At 71.8% G+C, this 14,994-nt stretch carries 16 protein-coding genes; 8 read left to right on the top strand and 8 right to left on the bottom strand.

Annotation, left to right across the window (positions count from 1 at the left end; all coding sequences use genetic code 11):
• The first annotated feature begins 39 nt into the window (after nucleotides 1-39).
• The 3 genes from TN53_RS11550 (at nucleotide 40) to TN53_RS47225 (ending at nucleotide 2,579) form a co-directional block, all read left to right on the top strand.
• The gene (locus TN53_RS11550) at nucleotides 40-1,014 is read left to right on the top strand and encodes an enoyl-CoA hydratase/isomerase family protein (RefSeq protein ID WP_095046430.1); all 975 of its coding nucleotides are present in this window, start codon (nucleotides 40-42) and stop codon (nucleotides 1,012-1,014) included.
• A complete protein-coding gene (locus tag TN53_RS11545) occupies nucleotides 1,004-2,356 on the top strand; it encodes an amidohydrolase family protein (RefSeq protein WP_046258404.1) in 1,353 nt (450 codons plus the stop codon). Before TN53_RS11550 ends, TN53_RS11545 begins: the two co-directional genes overlap by 11 nt.
• Nucleotides 2,357-2,423: 67 nt before the next feature.
• Nucleotides 2,424-2,579 (top strand): hypothetical protein, encoded by a 156-nt coding sequence (locus TN53_RS47225; protein ID WP_159038114.1) that lies wholly within the window; start codon nucleotides 2,424-2,426, stop codon nucleotides 2,577-2,579.
• A gap of 11 nt (nucleotides 2,580-2,590) precedes the next feature.
• On the opposite strand, the gene TN53_RS11540 is transcribed toward TN53_RS47225, so the two are convergent.
• Both TN53_RS11540 and TN53_RS11535 read right to left on the bottom strand, forming a co-directional pair.
• On the bottom strand, nucleotides 2,591-3,154 hold the full coding sequence (locus TN53_RS11540; RefSeq protein WP_046258403.1) for a PadR family transcriptional regulator: 564 nt from the start codon (nucleotides 3,152-3,154) through the stop codon (nucleotides 2,591-2,593).
• 17 nt (nucleotides 3,155-3,171) lie between these two features.
• A complete protein-coding gene (locus TN53_RS11535) occupies nucleotides 3,172-3,975 on the bottom strand; it encodes an SGNH/GDSL hydrolase family protein (protein ID WP_046258402.1) in 804 nt (267 codons plus the stop codon).
• A gap of 128 nt (nucleotides 3,976-4,103) precedes the next feature.
• Here TN53_RS11535 and TN53_RS11530 point away from each other — a divergent pair, with 128 nt between their 5' ends.
• The gene (locus TN53_RS11530) at nucleotides 4,104-5,216 is read left to right on the top strand and encodes an ABC transporter substrate-binding protein (RefSeq protein WP_046258401.1); all 1,113 of its coding nucleotides are present in this window, start codon (nucleotides 4,104-4,106) and stop codon (nucleotides 5,214-5,216) included.
• 291 nt (nucleotides 5,217-5,507) lie between these two features.
• On the opposite strand, the gene TN53_RS11525 is transcribed toward TN53_RS11530, so the two are convergent.
• Nucleotides 5,508-6,299, bottom strand: a complete 792-nt coding sequence (locus TN53_RS11525; protein WP_046258400.1) for an SAM-dependent methyltransferase — start codon at nucleotides 6,297-6,299, stop codon at nucleotides 5,508-5,510.
• Between the two features lie 261 nt (nucleotides 6,300-6,560).
• Between TN53_RS11525 and TN53_RS11520 the strand changes: the two genes are divergently transcribed.
• Nucleotides 6,561-6,824: a hypothetical protein gene (locus tag TN53_RS11520; protein WP_046258399.1), complete on the top strand. Its 264-nt coding sequence runs from the start codon at nucleotides 6,561-6,563 to the stop codon at nucleotides 6,822-6,824.
• 40 nt (nucleotides 6,825-6,864) lie between these two features.
• On the opposite strand, the gene TN53_RS11515 is transcribed toward TN53_RS11520, so the two are convergent.
• Nucleotides 6,865-7,344: an SRPBCC family protein gene (locus tag TN53_RS11515; RefSeq protein WP_046258398.1), complete on the bottom strand. Its 480-nt coding sequence runs from the start codon at nucleotides 7,342-7,344 to the stop codon at nucleotides 6,865-6,867.
• 160 nt (nucleotides 7,345-7,504) lie between these two features.
• On the opposite strand from TN53_RS11515, the gene TN53_RS11510 reads away from it, so the two are divergent.
• Entirely contained in the window at nucleotides 7,505-9,082 is a 1,578-nt protein-coding gene (locus TN53_RS11510; protein ID WP_046258397.1) for an FAD-dependent oxidoreductase, read from the top strand.
• Nucleotides 9,083-9,163: 81 nt separating this feature from the next.
• Here TN53_RS11510 and TN53_RS11505 read toward each other — a convergent pair whose 3' ends face one another.
• The 3 genes from TN53_RS11505 to TN53_RS11495 all read right to left on the bottom strand — a co-directional run bounded on the left by TN53_RS11505 (nucleotide 9,164) and on the right by TN53_RS11495 (nucleotide 12,566).
• Nucleotides 9,164-9,562: an SseB family protein gene (locus TN53_RS11505; protein WP_046258396.1), complete on the bottom strand. Its 399-nt coding sequence runs from the start codon at nucleotides 9,560-9,562 to the stop codon at nucleotides 9,164-9,166.
• 116 nt (nucleotides 9,563-9,678) lie between these two features.
• Nucleotides 9,679-10,170: a hypothetical protein gene (locus TN53_RS11500; protein ID WP_046258395.1), complete on the bottom strand. Its 492-nt coding sequence runs from the start codon at nucleotides 10,168-10,170 to the stop codon at nucleotides 9,679-9,681.
• The gene (locus tag TN53_RS11495; RefSeq protein ID WP_046258394.1) at nucleotides 10,167-12,566 is read right to left on the bottom strand and encodes a molybdopterin oxidoreductase family protein; all 2,400 of its coding nucleotides are present in this window, start codon (nucleotides 12,564-12,566) and stop codon (nucleotides 10,167-10,169) included. Before TN53_RS11495 ends, TN53_RS11500 begins: the two co-directional genes overlap by 4 nt.
• Nucleotides 12,567-12,713: 147 nt before the next feature.
• On the opposite strand from TN53_RS11495, the gene TN53_RS11490 reads away from it, so the two are divergent.
• Both TN53_RS11490 and TN53_RS11485 read left to right on the top strand, forming a co-directional pair.
• On the top strand, nucleotides 12,714-13,277 hold the full coding sequence (locus tag TN53_RS11490; RefSeq protein WP_046258393.1) for a hemerythrin domain-containing protein: 564 nt from the start codon (nucleotides 12,714-12,716) through the stop codon (nucleotides 13,275-13,277).
• A 363-nt stretch (nucleotides 13,278-13,640) separates the two neighbouring features.
• Nucleotides 13,641-13,868 carry a hypothetical protein gene (locus tag TN53_RS11485; protein WP_046258392.1) on the top strand — a complete coding sequence of 76 codons (228 nt, stop codon included), beginning with the start codon at nucleotides 13,641-13,643 and terminating at the stop codon, nucleotides 13,866-13,868.
• 10 nt (nucleotides 13,869-13,878) lie between these two features.
• Here the strand turns inward: TN53_RS11485 and TN53_RS11480 are convergent, their stop codons facing one another.
• The gene (locus tag TN53_RS11480; RefSeq protein ID WP_046258391.1) at nucleotides 13,879-14,994 is read right to left on the bottom strand and encodes a HoxN/HupN/NixA family nickel/cobalt transporter; all 1,116 of its coding nucleotides are present in this window, start codon (nucleotides 14,992-14,994) and stop codon (nucleotides 13,879-13,881) included.

Raw genomic sequence — 14,994 nt, 5'->3', positions numbered from 1 at the left:
TACCACTACAGAGAATCGGATCCCGTCTACGCTCACGGCATGGAACAGGTGGACCTCGACGACTGGCACACCGCCGATCCGACGCGCGTCGCGGAGGCCGCCGCCCGGGTGGCCGACTCCCTCCCGCTCACCATCGGGATCGCGACACGGCGGCCGCCGGAGCGGTTGAGGCCGCTGGTCCAGGCACTGACGCTGACGCTCGCCGGCCCCCAAGTGGACAGTCCCGGCCATGAGTTGGTGCCTGTGGCCGACCCGTGGAAGGCGTTCGCCGCGCTGGCCGAGGTCGGCGACCGCCACCCGCAGGCCACCGTGACGCTGGGCCGACTGCTGCGGCAGACCCCCTCGCTCACCACCCTCGACGGGCTGGCCGCGGAGGCGGCGGCCTATTCCATGCTCTTGGGCGGAAACGAGTTCGCAGCCTGGCTCGCCGAACGTGGCCCGCGGGCGGTACTCGCCGACGGGGAGTGCGTCCGGCTGTCGCGGGACGGCGGCAGGCTGTCGATCCTGCTGGACCGCCCCGCGCGGCGCAACGCGTTCGCCTTCCGGATGCGTGAGGAGCTCTACGACGCCCTGGAGGTCGCCGCCCTCGACGACTCGGTCGAGGAGGTGGAACTCGCCGGTGCGGGACCGGTGTTCTGCAGCGGAGGCGACCTGGCCGAGTTCGGCACCGCCCGCGATCTCGTGGCCGCGTATCTGGTACGGCTCGACCGGGCACCGTGGCGGCTCATCGACCGCCTGAGGGACCGGGTCACGGTACGCGTACGGGGCGCGGCCGTCGGCGCCGGCATCGAGATGGCCGCGTTCGCCGGGCGCGTGGTGGCCTCGCCGGGCGCCTTCTTCCAGCTGCCGGAGGTCCGGATGGGGCTGGTGCCCGGCGCGGGCGGCACAGTGAGTGTGCCGCGGCGGATCGGGCGGTGGCGGGCGGCGTGGCTGATGCTGAGCGGCGCCCGGCTGGACGCCGGGACCGCCTTGCGGTGGGGGCTGGTGGACGAGGTCGACGACCATGACCGGTGATGTGCTGCTGCGGGGCGTGTCGGTGCGGTCTTGGCAGGGCAGCCCGGTCGACTGCCGGGTCCGTGGGGATGTCGTGGCGGAGATCGGCCCTGGGCTTCCGTCGCGGGACGACGAATTGGTCGTACGAGGTGAGGGGGGCGCTCTGCTTCCGGGGCTGGCCGACCACCATCTGCACCTGGCGGCCATGGCGGCGCGGGAGTCGTCGCTCGACGTGTCCGGTGTCTCCCGCGACGCTCTGGCCGGGTCGATCGCGCGGGCCGTACCGGGCGAGGACGGGTGGGTGCGGGCGGTGGGGTACGACGAGGTCGTCCACGGTGAGCTCGACCGGGATGTCCTCGACGGGTGGAACCGGGTGCTGCCGGTGCGGGTGCAGCATCGTTCCGGTGCGCTGTGGGTGGTCAACTCGGCGGGGCTGGAGCGGCTCGGGGTCACCGGTGTCGAGCGCGGGCTGCTGTGGCGCGCCGATGCCTGGCTGCGCGAGCGGCTCGGCGCTCGTCCGCCGTCCCTGCGGGCGGTGGGCGCGCGGCTGGCCGCCCTCGGGGTCACCCATCTCGCGGACGCGACCCCGGACGAGGGGGCGGCCGAGGCCGTGGCGGACGCGGTACGGCGGGACGAACTCCCCCAGCACGTCATGCTGATGGCCGCCGGCCGCGGCCCCGCGGATCATCCCCGGCTGAGTGCCGGCCCGGTGAAGCTGGTGGTAGCCGATCACGCGCTCCCCGACATCGGCGACCTCACCGAGCGCATACGGCGGGCCCACGCCGCCGGCCGCCCGGTCGCCGTGCACTGTGTGACCCGCGTGGCCCTCGCCCTGACCCTGGCCGCGGTGGACGGGGCCGGCGTCCTGCGGGGCGACCGCGTGGAGCACTGTGCCGTCGCCGACGCGGCCCTGGCCAAGGAGTTGGCGGTGCGCGGGATCACGGTGGTCACCCAACCGACGCTGGTGGCCCGGCGCGGTGACGACTACTGGGACCGCGTCGAGCCCGAGGACCGGCCGGACCTGTGGCCGTACGCCGGTCTGCTGCGGGCGGGCGTACGGGTGGCGGCGAGCAGCGACGCGCCGTACGGGGATCCCGACCCCTGGGCCTGTCTGCGTGCGGCGGCGGAGCGGCTCACTGCCTCCGGGCGGGTGCTCGGCCCTGGTGAGCGCGTCCCGGCCGCCACGGTCCTGAGCGGCCTGCTGTCCCCGCTTCTCGATCCGGGCGGCCCGCCGCGGCGCGTCGCACCGGGGCAGCCCGCCGATCTCGTGCTTCTGGACCGGCCGCTGAGCGAGGCCCTGCGCGCGCCCGACGCGGGGCAGGTGCGCGCCACGTTCATCGCCGGGCGGGTCGTGCACGGATGAGGGCGTTGTCGGCGCCCGTCTCGGCGGCGGCACCCTGCGGGTCGGGCGGTCGTGGCGGGAGAACCTGTTGAGTCCGGCCGAGCAGCGGGCAGGTGACCGTCCATCCGTCGCCGCCGTCCCGTCGTACCGGATGCGAGCCGTGCTCCGCCTCCCGCGCCCCGACGAATGGCTGGCCGATCTCGGCGTCGACCTCTTCGACGAGGAGACACGCGACCGAACCTGAGCGCGCCGCTCTCAGGGGCGTGCGCCGCGCTGGTCGAGCCTCTTCAGGGCGGTCTCGCCCCACTTGAGGTTCGACCGTTCGAAGGCCATGCCGCCGAGCAGCGTGAGATAGGGCCCGATGCGGTCGGCCTCGGCGAAGTACTCGTCCTCGGTGCGGCCGGCCAGCATGCGCTCCCGCATCCGCTCGTACCGGGCCAGCTTGGCGGTGGACCGCTCCACGCGCTCGACGATCGCGGTCCGTACGGCGTCGGCGTCACCGATGTCGACGCACTGGACCTTGACCATCAGCTCGTCGCGGATGGCGGTCGGCTTCGCGGGCACGTCGGCGATGTACGCACGCAGGATCTCCAGACCGGCCTCGGTGAGGGAGAACAGTCGCTTGTTGGGGCGGCGTTCCTGCTGGACCACGCGGGCGCGGACGAGGCCTTCGGTCTCCATGCGCTCCAGCTCGCGGTAGAGCTGCTGCGGGGTGGCCATCCAGAAGTTGGCGACGGAGGCCTCGAAGCCCTTGGCGAGGTCGTATCCGGAGGCCTCGCCCTCCAGGAGGGCGGCCATCACCGCGTTGCGCAGAGCCATGGGACCAACCTAATTGATTAGTCAATGGGGTGCATGGCAGCAGGCCGGGGCATCGCGAGCAGCTCGGGTCGCTTGGCATGCCGGCCGTCGCCGGACGACCGGCGCCGGACCCGCCGTACGAGCCAGGGGCCGAGGAAGGAGCCGGCCCAGCGCAACTCCCCGCCGACCGCCCGCAGGCCGGAGGCCGCCCGTGGGTCGGCGGGCAGCGGGCGGGTCCAAGCGTCGTCGCTGCCCGGCAGGTCGAGGGCCTGGGCCACGGCGGCGGCGATCCGGGCGTGGCCGAGCGGGCCGGCGTGCAGCCGGTCGGGGCTCCACAGGCGCGGGTCGGTCACGACCGGGTGGTGGGAGGTCTCGGCGACCACGACCCCGTGCCGGGCGGCGGCCTGTCGGATGCGGTCGTTGAGGGCGATGATCCTGGGGGCGATCGGGCGGGCCAGCGGGGTGATCCGGGCGATGTCCGGGAAGGTCACCGTCGCCACCCGGGCGCCCTGCGCGGTGAGTGCGGCGAACATCGCCTCCAGGTGACCGGCCACCTCGTCGGCGTCGAAACGGGGCCGCAGCAGGTCGTTGACCCCGGCGACGACCGTGGCGAGGCCGGGCTCCAACGCGAGGGCAGGCGCGAGCTGTTCGTCCCGCACCTGCCCGGCGAGACGGCCACGCACGGCGAGGTTGGCGTAGAGGAGCTCCGGTGTGTCCCGGGCGAGGTGCTCGGCGAGCCGGTCGGCCCATCCGCGCAGTCCTCGTACGTCGTCGCCGTCGCCGCACCCTTCGGTCTGGCTGTCACCGAGGGCGACGTACCGCAGAGGTCCGTTCTCCGTCATCGCCGACCGCCTCACTTAGCCAAATAGACACCTACTAACATTGTTGACTATAGCCGGGCCGCCGTCACATCCCAAGAGCCGAGAACGACCCCAAAACCGCTTGCCTCTCCGCAGGGGTGCTGGATGCAATGTCCGGCATGATCACCTCTGCGCACCCACCCCGGCGAGACGGATCGTCCGTCCGGATCGGCGTCCTCGTTCCGCTCACTCGCCCTGGCTGGGTCGAGGCGGGCCGGCACGTGCTCGCGGGCCTCGAACTGGCCGCTCGCGAAGTCAACGACACCGGCGGGATCGCCGGCAGACCCCTGGAACTGGTGGTCCGGGACACCGCGGCCGATCCGGAGAAGGCCGCGGCGGCCGTGGACGAGTTGGCTCGCCTGGGTGTGGCCGCCCTCGCCGGGGAGTATCACAGCGTCGTCGCGCGGGCCGCCGCCGGCCGTGCCGACGCCCTCGGAGTGCCGTTCCTCTGCTCGTCGGCGGTGCTCGACGCGCTCACGGAACAGCCGACGGACTGGGTCGCGCGCCTTTCGCCGCCGCAGTCCCGCGGCTGGCGGATCTACGCGGACTTCCTCCTCGGCGCGGGCCACAGCCGTATCGCCATGGCGACGCAGCCGAGTGTCTACTGGGCATCCGGGACCCGCATCCTGCGGGACCACCTCGCTGAGCGCGGCGGCACCGTCACCGAACTCGACATGAGCGCGCTGGCTCCTGCGGCAGTGTGCGACGCGCTCGTCGAGCAGCGCGCCACAGCCCTCCTTCTTCTCGTCGGACACCCGGAGCCGGCCGTCCCGATCGTCGAGTCCGTCCGCCGCGACCGGCGTCTCGCCGAGGTCCTGATCGGTGCGCCGGCCGGGCAGCCGGAGCTCACCGAATGGGCCACGCTGCTGGGCGAGGACGGCGCCGGGGTCCCGTTCCTGCGCTATCTGCCCGAGCACCTCACCCCGCTCGGTGCGCAAGTCGAGACGGCCCTTCGCGAACGGCTCGGCGAGGCGCCCTCCTTCGTGGCCTTCGAGGGCTACGACACGGTCGCCGTCCTCGCCGACCTGCTGCGTACTCACGGCACGGACCGGGCGCGCATCGCCGTATCCTGGCCGCACGTCGCGGTCGAGGGCACCCGCGGGCGGATCGGGTTCTCCCGCACGCCGGGCATCAGTGTGTGGCAGTGGGCCTCGCCGCCGGTCCAGGTCGTCGATCGCGATCCGTCGGAACCCGGCCGCTTCCGGATCCTTCACTCGGGCTGAGAAACGCGGCGCACGGCGAGGAGCGCCGCCTTCGTCCTGCCCAGGCGGCGTGCCCGTGCTCCACGACCGCCGACCGTCCCGCGAGCGGGTGTGCACCGGATGCCACCACAGGGCTTCCTGGAGAGACACGGACTCGTAGGGCGCCTCGCGGGACATCCGTTTACCCGCGACCGCCGAACACGCAGACGGGGAAGCACCGGACGGGCTCCCGGCGGGTCGGTGGCCGGGAGCCCGTTGGGCGGTACGGCGTGCGGTAGCCACTCCCTCCCGTGCGGAAGGGGCGCGCCGCTGTCACGGCTTGCGGCCCACGCCCCCGAAGTCGTCGACCTCCGGCCCCTCGGTGCCGGCCGGTCCCGGGCGCCAGCGGGAGACCGAGACCACCCCGGGGTCGACCAGCTCCAGGCCGTCGAAGAAGCGGGCCAGCTCCTCGGGGCTCCGGTTGACCCGCGGGTTGTCGCCCGCCTCGTTCCACTGCTCGATCATGGTGCGCATGCCCTCGGGGTCGAGCACCTCGGTGTCGTCGCAGAGCACGACGTGGCTTCCGGAGGGCAGTGCCTCGACCAGCCGCCCGACGATGTCGTACGCCTGGTCGTCGACGATGTGGGCGGTGATCCCCAGCAGCACGAGCGCGATGGGCTCGGTGAAGTCCAGCGTCTCGGCGGCGGTCCGCAGGATGCCCTCGGGGTCGCGGATGTCGGCATCGATATAGGCGGTCACGCCCTCGGGCGAGCTGGTGAGCAGGGCCTCGGCATGGGCGAGCACGACGGGGTCGTTGTCGACGTAGACGATCCGGGTCTCCGGGGCGATCCGCTGGGCGACCTCGTGGGTGTTGTCGGCGGTGGGCAGCCCCGTGCCGACGTCCAGGAACTGGCGTATACCCACCTCGCGGACGAGGTGTTCCACCGCACGGACGAGGAAGGCCCGCTGGGCCCGGGCTATGTCGAGAATCTGCGGGTTCGCCTCGACGATCTGGTCACCGACGAGGCGGTCGATCTCGTAGCAGTCCTTGCCGCCCAGCCAGTAGTTCCAGATCCGGGCGGAGTGAGGCACGTCGCTGTTGATGAGCTTGGCGTCAAGTGGCATGCGAACTCCCGGAGTTGATCTGTCTGGCCTCACCTCACCGCCTGCCGGTACGACACGTCAAGCGCTGCCCGGAAACGGCCGGGTCACGGGTGCGGACAACGCCTTAGTTGCACACCACTGAGCAATACCCCGGGCGCCACTCCGCAGCAGGCGCAGGCCGTGCTGCGGAGCGCGTCGGCGTCTGAGCGGACGCCACCGGAGGCCGGAGCCCTCGCTCCGGCCTCCTCACCCCGATACGGGCGCGATCGATAGGCTGCGACCGTGGAGAACAGCACCGAGACAGCCTGCCGGATCTGCGGATACGACGACTCCGACGCGCTGTTCGACGAGTACGGCGTTCCGCAGTACGTCATCTGCCCATGCTGCGGCAACGAGTCCGGCCTCGGCGACGACTCCGTCTCACAGGTGCGCGAACTGCGCGGTCTCTGGGTCGCCACCGGTGCCCCCTGGGCCGAGCCCGGGATGAGGCCGGACGACTGGGATGTACTGCGGCAGTTGACCGCCGTCCCACCACAGTGGCGCTGACGCCGCCGGACACCCGGTGCCTCCCGGCCTCACGAGCGGCTCAGATGAGAGGCGAACCGGGCTCGTCGGGCCGGATACGGCCGCGCCAGGCGCCGGTCTCGCCGCCGCGGTGCTCGATGTAGTCCTTGAAGCGCCGCATGTCTCCCTTGATGCGGCGGTCGAGCACACCCAGCATGTCCGCGCTCTTCTCGGCGACACCACTGGGCTCGACGTCCATCGTGAGCTCCACCCGCGTGTGCGTCGGGTCCAGCTCCTGGAACCTGACCGTTCCGCGCTGGCGGACGTCACCCTCGATGACCCGCCAGGTGATCCGGTCGTCCGGGAGCTGGTCGACGATCTCGGTGTCGAACTCGCGCCGCACCCCACCGATCTTGGTCGTCCAGTGGTTGTGCTTGTCGTCGAGCTGGCGCACCTCCTCGACGCCCTCCATGAACTGCGGGAACTCCTCGAACTGCGTCCACTGGTTGTAGGCGGTGTGGACGGGGACCTCGACGTCCACCGATTCCTTGACCGTGCTCATCAGCTCTCCTCCTCAACTCTCGTCGTCCGCGCCGGGTACCCGGGGGAAGCGGAGCGAAGACCGCCGGTGCGTACGGTTCCACGCGCCGGCCCGCGAAACGCGCCGCCTGACCCGGATCCCCGAGCGCTTCACGGAGAACAGCCGGGGAACTCGGCTTCCCATGAACGCACCCGCAGACGATCACCGGTCGTACTGGATCGACACCGCACCCCCGGGAACCCTGGGCCCGCCGCTGGAATCCGACCTCACGGTCGACGTCGCCGTCGTCGGCGGCGGCATCGCGGGCCTCAGCACCGCCTGGGAACTGGCCCGCGCCGGCCGCCGAGTGGCCGTCCTGGAGGCCGACCGGATCGCCACCGGGGTCACCGGGCACACGACCGCCAAACTGAGCGTCCTGCACACGCTCGTCTATGCCCGGCTGCGCCGAACCCGGGGACCCGAGGCCGCGAAGCTGTACGCGCGGTCGCAGACGGAGGCCGTCCGGCATGCCGCCGAGATCGTGGACGAGCTCGGCATCGACTGCGACTGGGAGGACACGGCAGCCTTCACCTACGCCCAGGACCCGGCCGGCACCGAGGAGCTGAAGGCCGAGGCGGACGCCGCGCGGGAGGCGGGGCTGCCCGCCGAGTACGTGACCGAGACCGATCTGCCGTTCTCCGTCGCGGGCGCCGTCCGGGTGACGGAGCAGGCGCAGTTCCATCCCCGCAAGTACCTCCTGGCACTCGCCGAGGACCTGGTCCGGCAGGGCGCGGTGATCCACGAGCGGACCCGCGTCGTGGACCTCGACGAAGGCCGTCCCTGCACGCTGAGGACCGAAGGAGGAGCGACGGTACGGGCCGACGACGTCGTGGTCGCCACGCACTACCCCGTCTTCGACCGGGCGCTGCTCTTCACCCGCCTGTCCCCGCGCCGGGAGCTCGTCCTGACCGCGCCGATCCCCGCCGGCCTCGATCCGCACGGCATGTTCATCACACGCGAGCAGGGCACCCGATCCGTGCGCACCGCCCCGTACGAGGACGGACAGCGGCTGCTGATCGTCACCGGCGAGCACTTCACGCCGGGCACCGGCGATGTGAACGCCAGGTTCGAACGGCTCGCCGACTGGGCCACCGAGCACTTCGGCGACCTGGACTTCACGCACCGATGGGCCACGCAGGACAACGACTCCACCGATGCCGTACCGCTCGTCGGCCCGCTGCACGCGGGTGCCCATCACACCTACGTGGCCACCGGCTTCGGCGGTTGGGGAATGAGCGGCGGCATCATGGCGGGCCGTCTTCTCGCACAGCAGATCACCGGTCGCAAGTCCGCCTGGAGCGACCTGTACGACCCCCGGCGCGTCCGCACCGTGGTCAGTGAGGCCCCCGCCTTCCTCAAGAACCAGGCCAAGGTCGCCCGGCACTTCGTCGGGGACCGTCTGGCGTCGGCCGCGGGGGGCTCGGTGGATGACATCGCCCCGGGAGACGGGGCCGTCGTCCGCGTCGGCGGACAGCGCTGTGCCGTCCACCGCGACGAGAACGGACAGCTCCACGCCGTCTCCGCCCGCTGTACGCACCTGGGCTGCCTGGTCGCCTTCAACCCGGCGGAACGCGCCTGGGAGTGCCCGTGCCACGGGTCCCGTTTCACCCCCGACGGAGACATCGTGCAGGGGCCCGCCGTACGGCCCCTGGAGAAGCGGGACATCCGACCCCGCCGGCTCCCGCACGAGACGGAACGACGACCTGACGAACACTCCTGACGGACTGTGCAGGGGCAATGGGGACCCTGGCGACGCCCCGGCCGCGCCCGGGTTCCCTGGCGCGGCCGGGGCGTCTGCCGGTCAGCCGTCGTCGCGGTCCAGGAAGGTCTTCACACCCTGGGCCGTGAGGGCGAGTTGCTCGGGAGTACCGGCGTCGATGACGAGCGTCAGGCTCTCCGAGGGCCAGTCGTGGGCGAGGGCGCCGAGCACCACGCTGCGGTGCCGTCGGATCTGCGGCAGGGCCCGCTCCATGCGGGCGAGCGTGGTGAAGACGGGGACCAGTTCGGTCCCGTCCTCCTGTTCGTACACGGGCAGACTCAGGGCCTTCGGTCCCGGCCCCTCCCCGTTGATCAGCGCGGGAACCAGTACCTCGGTGCCGGCCAGCGTACTCAGCGCGGCCTCGTCCGCGCCCTTGTCGACGACCGTGCGCAGGGCCTGCTGGGCCGCGGAGGCGGCACTCTCGCGAGAGGGCTCGGTCATGGTTCTTCCCGTCGCCGTGGGTGTGCCCGGCCGTCGGACACGAGCCGGAGGACACCGAGTACCCGGACCCCCGGCGTCGATGTGCGCGCCGTCGGCGGTCGGACCTGTGGTGATTCCTATGCGCTGGTCAGCAGCTGTGGCGACAGTTCCTTGATGAGGGTGTTGGTCCAGCGCATCTGCCGCAGGGTCCGCGGATGGCAGTCGGTGGCCAGGTCGAGGAGCCGCTCGTCGCGGGTGGCCTTCGCGGCCTGGGCGAGCATCTCCCAGTGCAGGGAGTTGCGGCTCGCGGCCAGGTGCAGGTCGCACAGGTCGTGCAGGAGCAGCAGGCCGGCTTCGGGGCGTCGGCCGAGGGCTTCGGCGGCCTTCTCCCGCAGGGCGGAAAGGGCGCCGGGTGACGGGTCGTCCTTCGGACCGTCGAGGTCGAGGCCGTAGTGGCGGCCGGTGTCGGCGAGCCGGGCGCTGTGGTGGCGGGACCACTGGGCGAGGTCGCCCGCCACATGGTGGACCTCGTGGTCGGTGCGGTGACGTTCGGCGGTTGCCAGCAGGTCTCGCTCCAGCGCGCGTTCGCCGTCGTGCAGGGCGCGGAGGATGTGGGCGATGCCGCTCATGTGCGGCTCCCGGCGTCGGCGTCGGTCCGCTCCCGGACCGACGGTGTGGCGCGGCGGGCGACGAGGGTGACACGGGCCGCACACGTCTTGAACAGGGGTTGCTTGGAGACCGGGTCCCAGTCGGTGATGGTGCCCTCGTTGGCGGCACGGCCGGCGCTCCCGTCCGGGGGCCGGTGGCCCTCGGGTGTGTCCCAGTAGCCGTAGTGGAACGGCACGAACACCACGCCGTCCCGCATGGCGGTGGTCCGCAGCCGGGCGCGCACCGCACCGCGCGGGGTGCCGACCCGGACCAGATCGCCGTCGGACAGACCCTGGCGGGCGGCCTCGGCGGGTGACATCTCCGCCCATACGTCGGGGGCGGCGGCGTTCAGCTCGGGAGCGCGGCCGGTCTTCGTGCGGGTGTGGAAGTGGTGGACGGTCCGGCCGGTGACCAGCTGCACCGGGTACTCCGGGGAGGTGTCCTCGTGGGGCGGCAGATACTCCGCCGCCCTCAGGACCGCCTTGCCGTCCGGGTTGAGCGACCGGTACTCGACGACCTCGGCGGACGCCCCGGTGACGAGGTCCTTGCCGTAGCTCTCGCAGGTGCCGGGGTCGGCGAAGGTGATGCCGTCGGTGTACAGGCGCGCCGTGCCGTCGGGCGTCTCCTCGGTGCAGGGCCACTGGATGCCGCTGTCCGCCCGCCGCAACCGGTCGTGGCTGAGTCCGGTGTAGTCGCAGGGGCGTCCGGCGCTGCACCGCTGCCAGGCCGCGAACGCCGACTCCGGGTCGTGCCAGCCGATCAGGGGACCGCCGTCCTTGTCGCGGAAGTCCATGCGGGCGGCGTAGTCGAGAAGGATGTCCAGGTCGGCTCGCGCTTCGCCCGGTGGTTCCACGGCCTTCTCCGACAGGTGCACGGTGCGGTCGGCGTTGGTGAGGACGCCCGTCTTCTCACCCCAGGTGGCCGCGGGCAGCACCACGTCGGCCAGTTGTGCCGTCTCGGTGAGGAACAGGTCCTGCACCACCACGAACAGCCGCTCCTGGCCGAGGATCGAACGGATGCGGGACAGCTCGGGCAGGGAGACCGCCGGGTTGGTGCCGGTGATCCAGAGCATGCGGATCGAGCCCTGCTCGGCGTAGCGGAAGATCTGCATCGCGTGTGTCGGCGGCGCGTGGTGCGGGATGTCCTGAGGGCGTACGTTCCACACCCGCGCCAGGTCGGCGACATGGTCGTCGTTCTGCCAGTTCCGGAACCCCGGCAGATCACCGTCGGCGCCGCACTCCCGGGTGTTCTGCGCGCTGGGCTGGCCGTTCATCTGCAGCAGCCCGCAGCCGTGGCGGCCCAGCATGCCGCGGATCAGGTGCAGGTTGTTGATCTGGACGGCGGCGGCCGTGGCCTGGTGGGACTGGTAGACGCCCTGAAGGACCGTGGAGGTCAGCCGTTCGGCGGTGCCGAGGAGTTCCGCCGCGCGTTCGATCTCGGCCGCCGTCACGTCGCAGACTCCGGCCGCCCACCGCGGAGTGCAGGGCCCGACCGTGGCCGCCAGGTCGTCGAAGCCGACCGTGTGTGCCTCGATGTACTCCTGGTCGATCAGGTCCCTGCGGATGATCTCGTGCAGAAGCGCGTCGAGCAGGGCGACGTTCGTGCCGGGCCGTGGGGCGAGATGCACCTCGGCCTGCTGGGCCACCGGGGTGTACCGGGGGTCCACGCAGACCAGACGGGGCGGTCGGGCCCCGGCGAGCCGGTCCAGCACGCGCATCCACAGCACGGTCTGGGTCTCGGCCATGTTGTGTCCGAACAGCGCGATCACGTCGGCGTGGTCGATGTCCTCGTACGAACCGGGCTGCCCGTCGCAGCCGAAGGTCTCCTTCAGCGCCTCGGCGGCCGTGGCCGTGCACAGGCGGGTGTTCCCGTCCAGATGGTTGGTGCCGATGCCGGCACGGGCGAGTACGGCCAGCGTGTAGTACTCCTCGAGGAAGAGCTGACCGGTGGTGTAGAAGCCGATGGCCCCTGGTCCGCGCTGCTCCAGCAGTTCGCGTGAGCGGCCCGCGACCTGGTCCATCGCCGTGTCCCAGTCGCACTCCACCAGGCGCCCGGCCCGGCGTACGAGCGGACGGGTCAGCCGGTCCGGGGAGCCGTTGGCCTGCCATCCGTAGAGATCCTTGGGGCCCAGGCGGCCACGGTTGACACGGTCCGTGGTCCGGCCCCGCACGCCCACGATCCGTCCGTCGCGCACGGCGATGTCCATGGCGTCACCGTTGGAGTGCAGCAGCGAGGCGGACGGCACCCACCTCTCCACGTCGTCCTCGGCGAGACCGGGGGCCAGGTGCGCGTCGGCGCGGGAGGGCCAGGGGGTGCCGGGGTCATAGGGAGTGCGCGCTCCCCAGATGTCCTTGATGCGGTCACGGGCTTCGGTCACCGTGTCACCTCCACGTACCAGCGGGCTGTTCCGGCGAGTACCCCGCTGTGTCCGGCTTGCCCGCACCGTCGTGTGGGCCTGCCTCCGACGGGGCACTCGGGACCGCGGGCGGCCGTCCGGGCCGCTGTGTTCAGGGAGGTGGAGGACATGGGCCATGGTGGGAACGTCATCGACGAGCTGATGACCGATCATCGGGAGGTCGAGGAGCTGTTCGGCCGGATCGACGGTCTCGCGCCCGGTGACAAGGACCGCAAGGTGTACGCCGACCAGGTCACGATGGAACTGGTGCGGCACTCCGTGGCCGAGGAGGCCTATCTCTATCCGGCCGTGCGCGAGCACGTGGCGGGCGGGGACGCCCTGGCCGACCAGGAGCTCGAGGACCATGCCCGGGCCGAGCGGCTCATGAAGGACCTGGAGGGCTGCGACGCCGAGGATCCCGAATTCGACCGGCTCATGACGACGCTGATGACCGAGATCCGCTCGCATGTGGCCGACGAGGAACAGAACCTCTTTCCCAGGCTCCGCGCGTCCTGTCCCCCCGACGCCCTCGACGCCCTGGGCGACAAGGTCCGCCAGGCCAAGAAGGTCGCCCCCACCCGCCCGCACCCGTCCACCCCGAGCGCACCTCCGGCCAACAAACTGCTGGCACCGGGCGTCGGGATGGTCGACCGGCTGCGCGACACCCTGACCGGACGCGGCAAGAAGGACTGACCCCCCGGGGTGCGGCGGGCCCGCCCTCGCTGAGCGCGTCCTCGTGAGCCCTGGCCGGCGGGACCAACTGGACCTCGGTCGGGCCGACATGCGCCAGGACGACCCCGTCGACGACGAAGCCGGCCTCCATGCCGAGCATGTTGCCGAGGACGGCCCGCGGTTCCACACGTACGCGAGGCCCTCGCGTGCCCGGAGCATGGGAACCGACACGGTCGCCGTCTGTTCAGCATCAGCTCGCCTGGGCCGCTCTGCGACCGAGCTGCGGCCCACCGCCCCCGCCACCGGTGACGTGACCGCTGGCCGCTACCCGGACACCGCGCGCCTGACGCCCGCCTGCGAACGCACACACGCCGCCTCCGGCGCGTGGACCGCGGCATCGGGTTCGTCCCGGACGGCCTGTACACGGAGGCCGCCCGCCCCGCCACCGATGACGTGACCGCCGACCGCTACCCGGACACCGCCCACCTGACGGCCTCCTGCGAACGCACCCGCGCCGCAACCGAGATCGCCCCCGACGCGCGGCACCGCGGCATCGGCTTCGCCCCGGACGGCCCGCGCACGAAGGCCGCCCACCCACGCCGGCGGACATGAGTCTCCCCGGTCAGCCCTCCTCGCCCGGCGAGAGCGCGGCGGGACGGGCCAGGCCCGCTGTCCACTTCTCCTCGATCCGGCCGACCTTCCACACCAGCCAGGCCACCGCCCACGTGGCGAAGAACAGTGCTACGACGACGTAGCCGATGATGTTGAGGTCGAGGCCGGAGACCCAGTCCCAGAACGGGCCGTGCAGGTCGGCCTGTTCGGCGATGAGGCCGAGCAGTTCGACCGTGCCGATGAGGAGCGCGACGGCGACGGACAGTCCGGTGATGGTGAGGTTGTAGTAGACCTTGCGGACCGGCTTGGAGAACGCCCAGCCGTAGGCGAAGTTCATGAACGAGCCGTCGATGGTGTCCAGCAGGGACATGCCGGCCGCGAACAGGACCGGCAGACACAGGATCGCGTACCAGGGCAGCCCGGACGCGGCGCCCGAGCCGGCCAGCACGAGCAGCGCGATCTCGGTCGCCGTGTCGAAGCCGAGGCCGAAGAGAAGGCCCAGCGGGTACATCTGCCACGGCTCGGTGATCGACTTCATCAGACGGCCCAACAGGCGGTTCATGAAGCCCCGGTTGTTGAGCTGCTCCTCCAGGGCGGCCTCGTCGAAGTGGCCGGTGCGCATCTGCCGGAAGACCTTCCAGATTCCGGCCATGATCACCATGTTGATGATCGCGATGAGGTACAGGAAGGTCCCGGAGACGGTGGTGCCGATCCAGCCGGTGACGCTGTGCAGAGCGGAGCCGTCGTCCACGACCGGTCCGGCCAGCGCCTTCACCCCGAGCGAGAGCAGGAAGGCGAGCGCGAAGACGATGCTGGAGTGGCCGAGGGAGAACCAGAAGCCCACCGACAGCGGCCGCTTCCCCTCGCTCATCAGCTTCCGGGTGGTGTTGTCGATCGCGGCGATGTGGTCGGCGTCGAAGGCGTGCCGCATGCCGAGGGTGTAGGCGGTGACACCGATGCCGATCCCGAAGCTCTTCTCCCCCAGGCTGTAGTGCTCCGGCGTGACGATCACCACCAGCGTGAACCAACCGATGACATGCAGTGCCAGGACGAACGCGGCCATCCCGCCGAGACTCGCCCACTCCTTCCGGGTCATCGAGGTGCGGATGCGGTGAGCGGTGGTCAT

This window comes from Streptomyces sp. WM6386 (assembly GCF_000972385.1).
In the GTDB taxonomy this organism is placed as follows: Bacteria; Actinomycetota; Actinomycetes; order Streptomycetales; family Streptomycetaceae; genus Streptomyces.
This window is presented reverse-complemented; position numbering and strand designations above follow the sequence as displayed.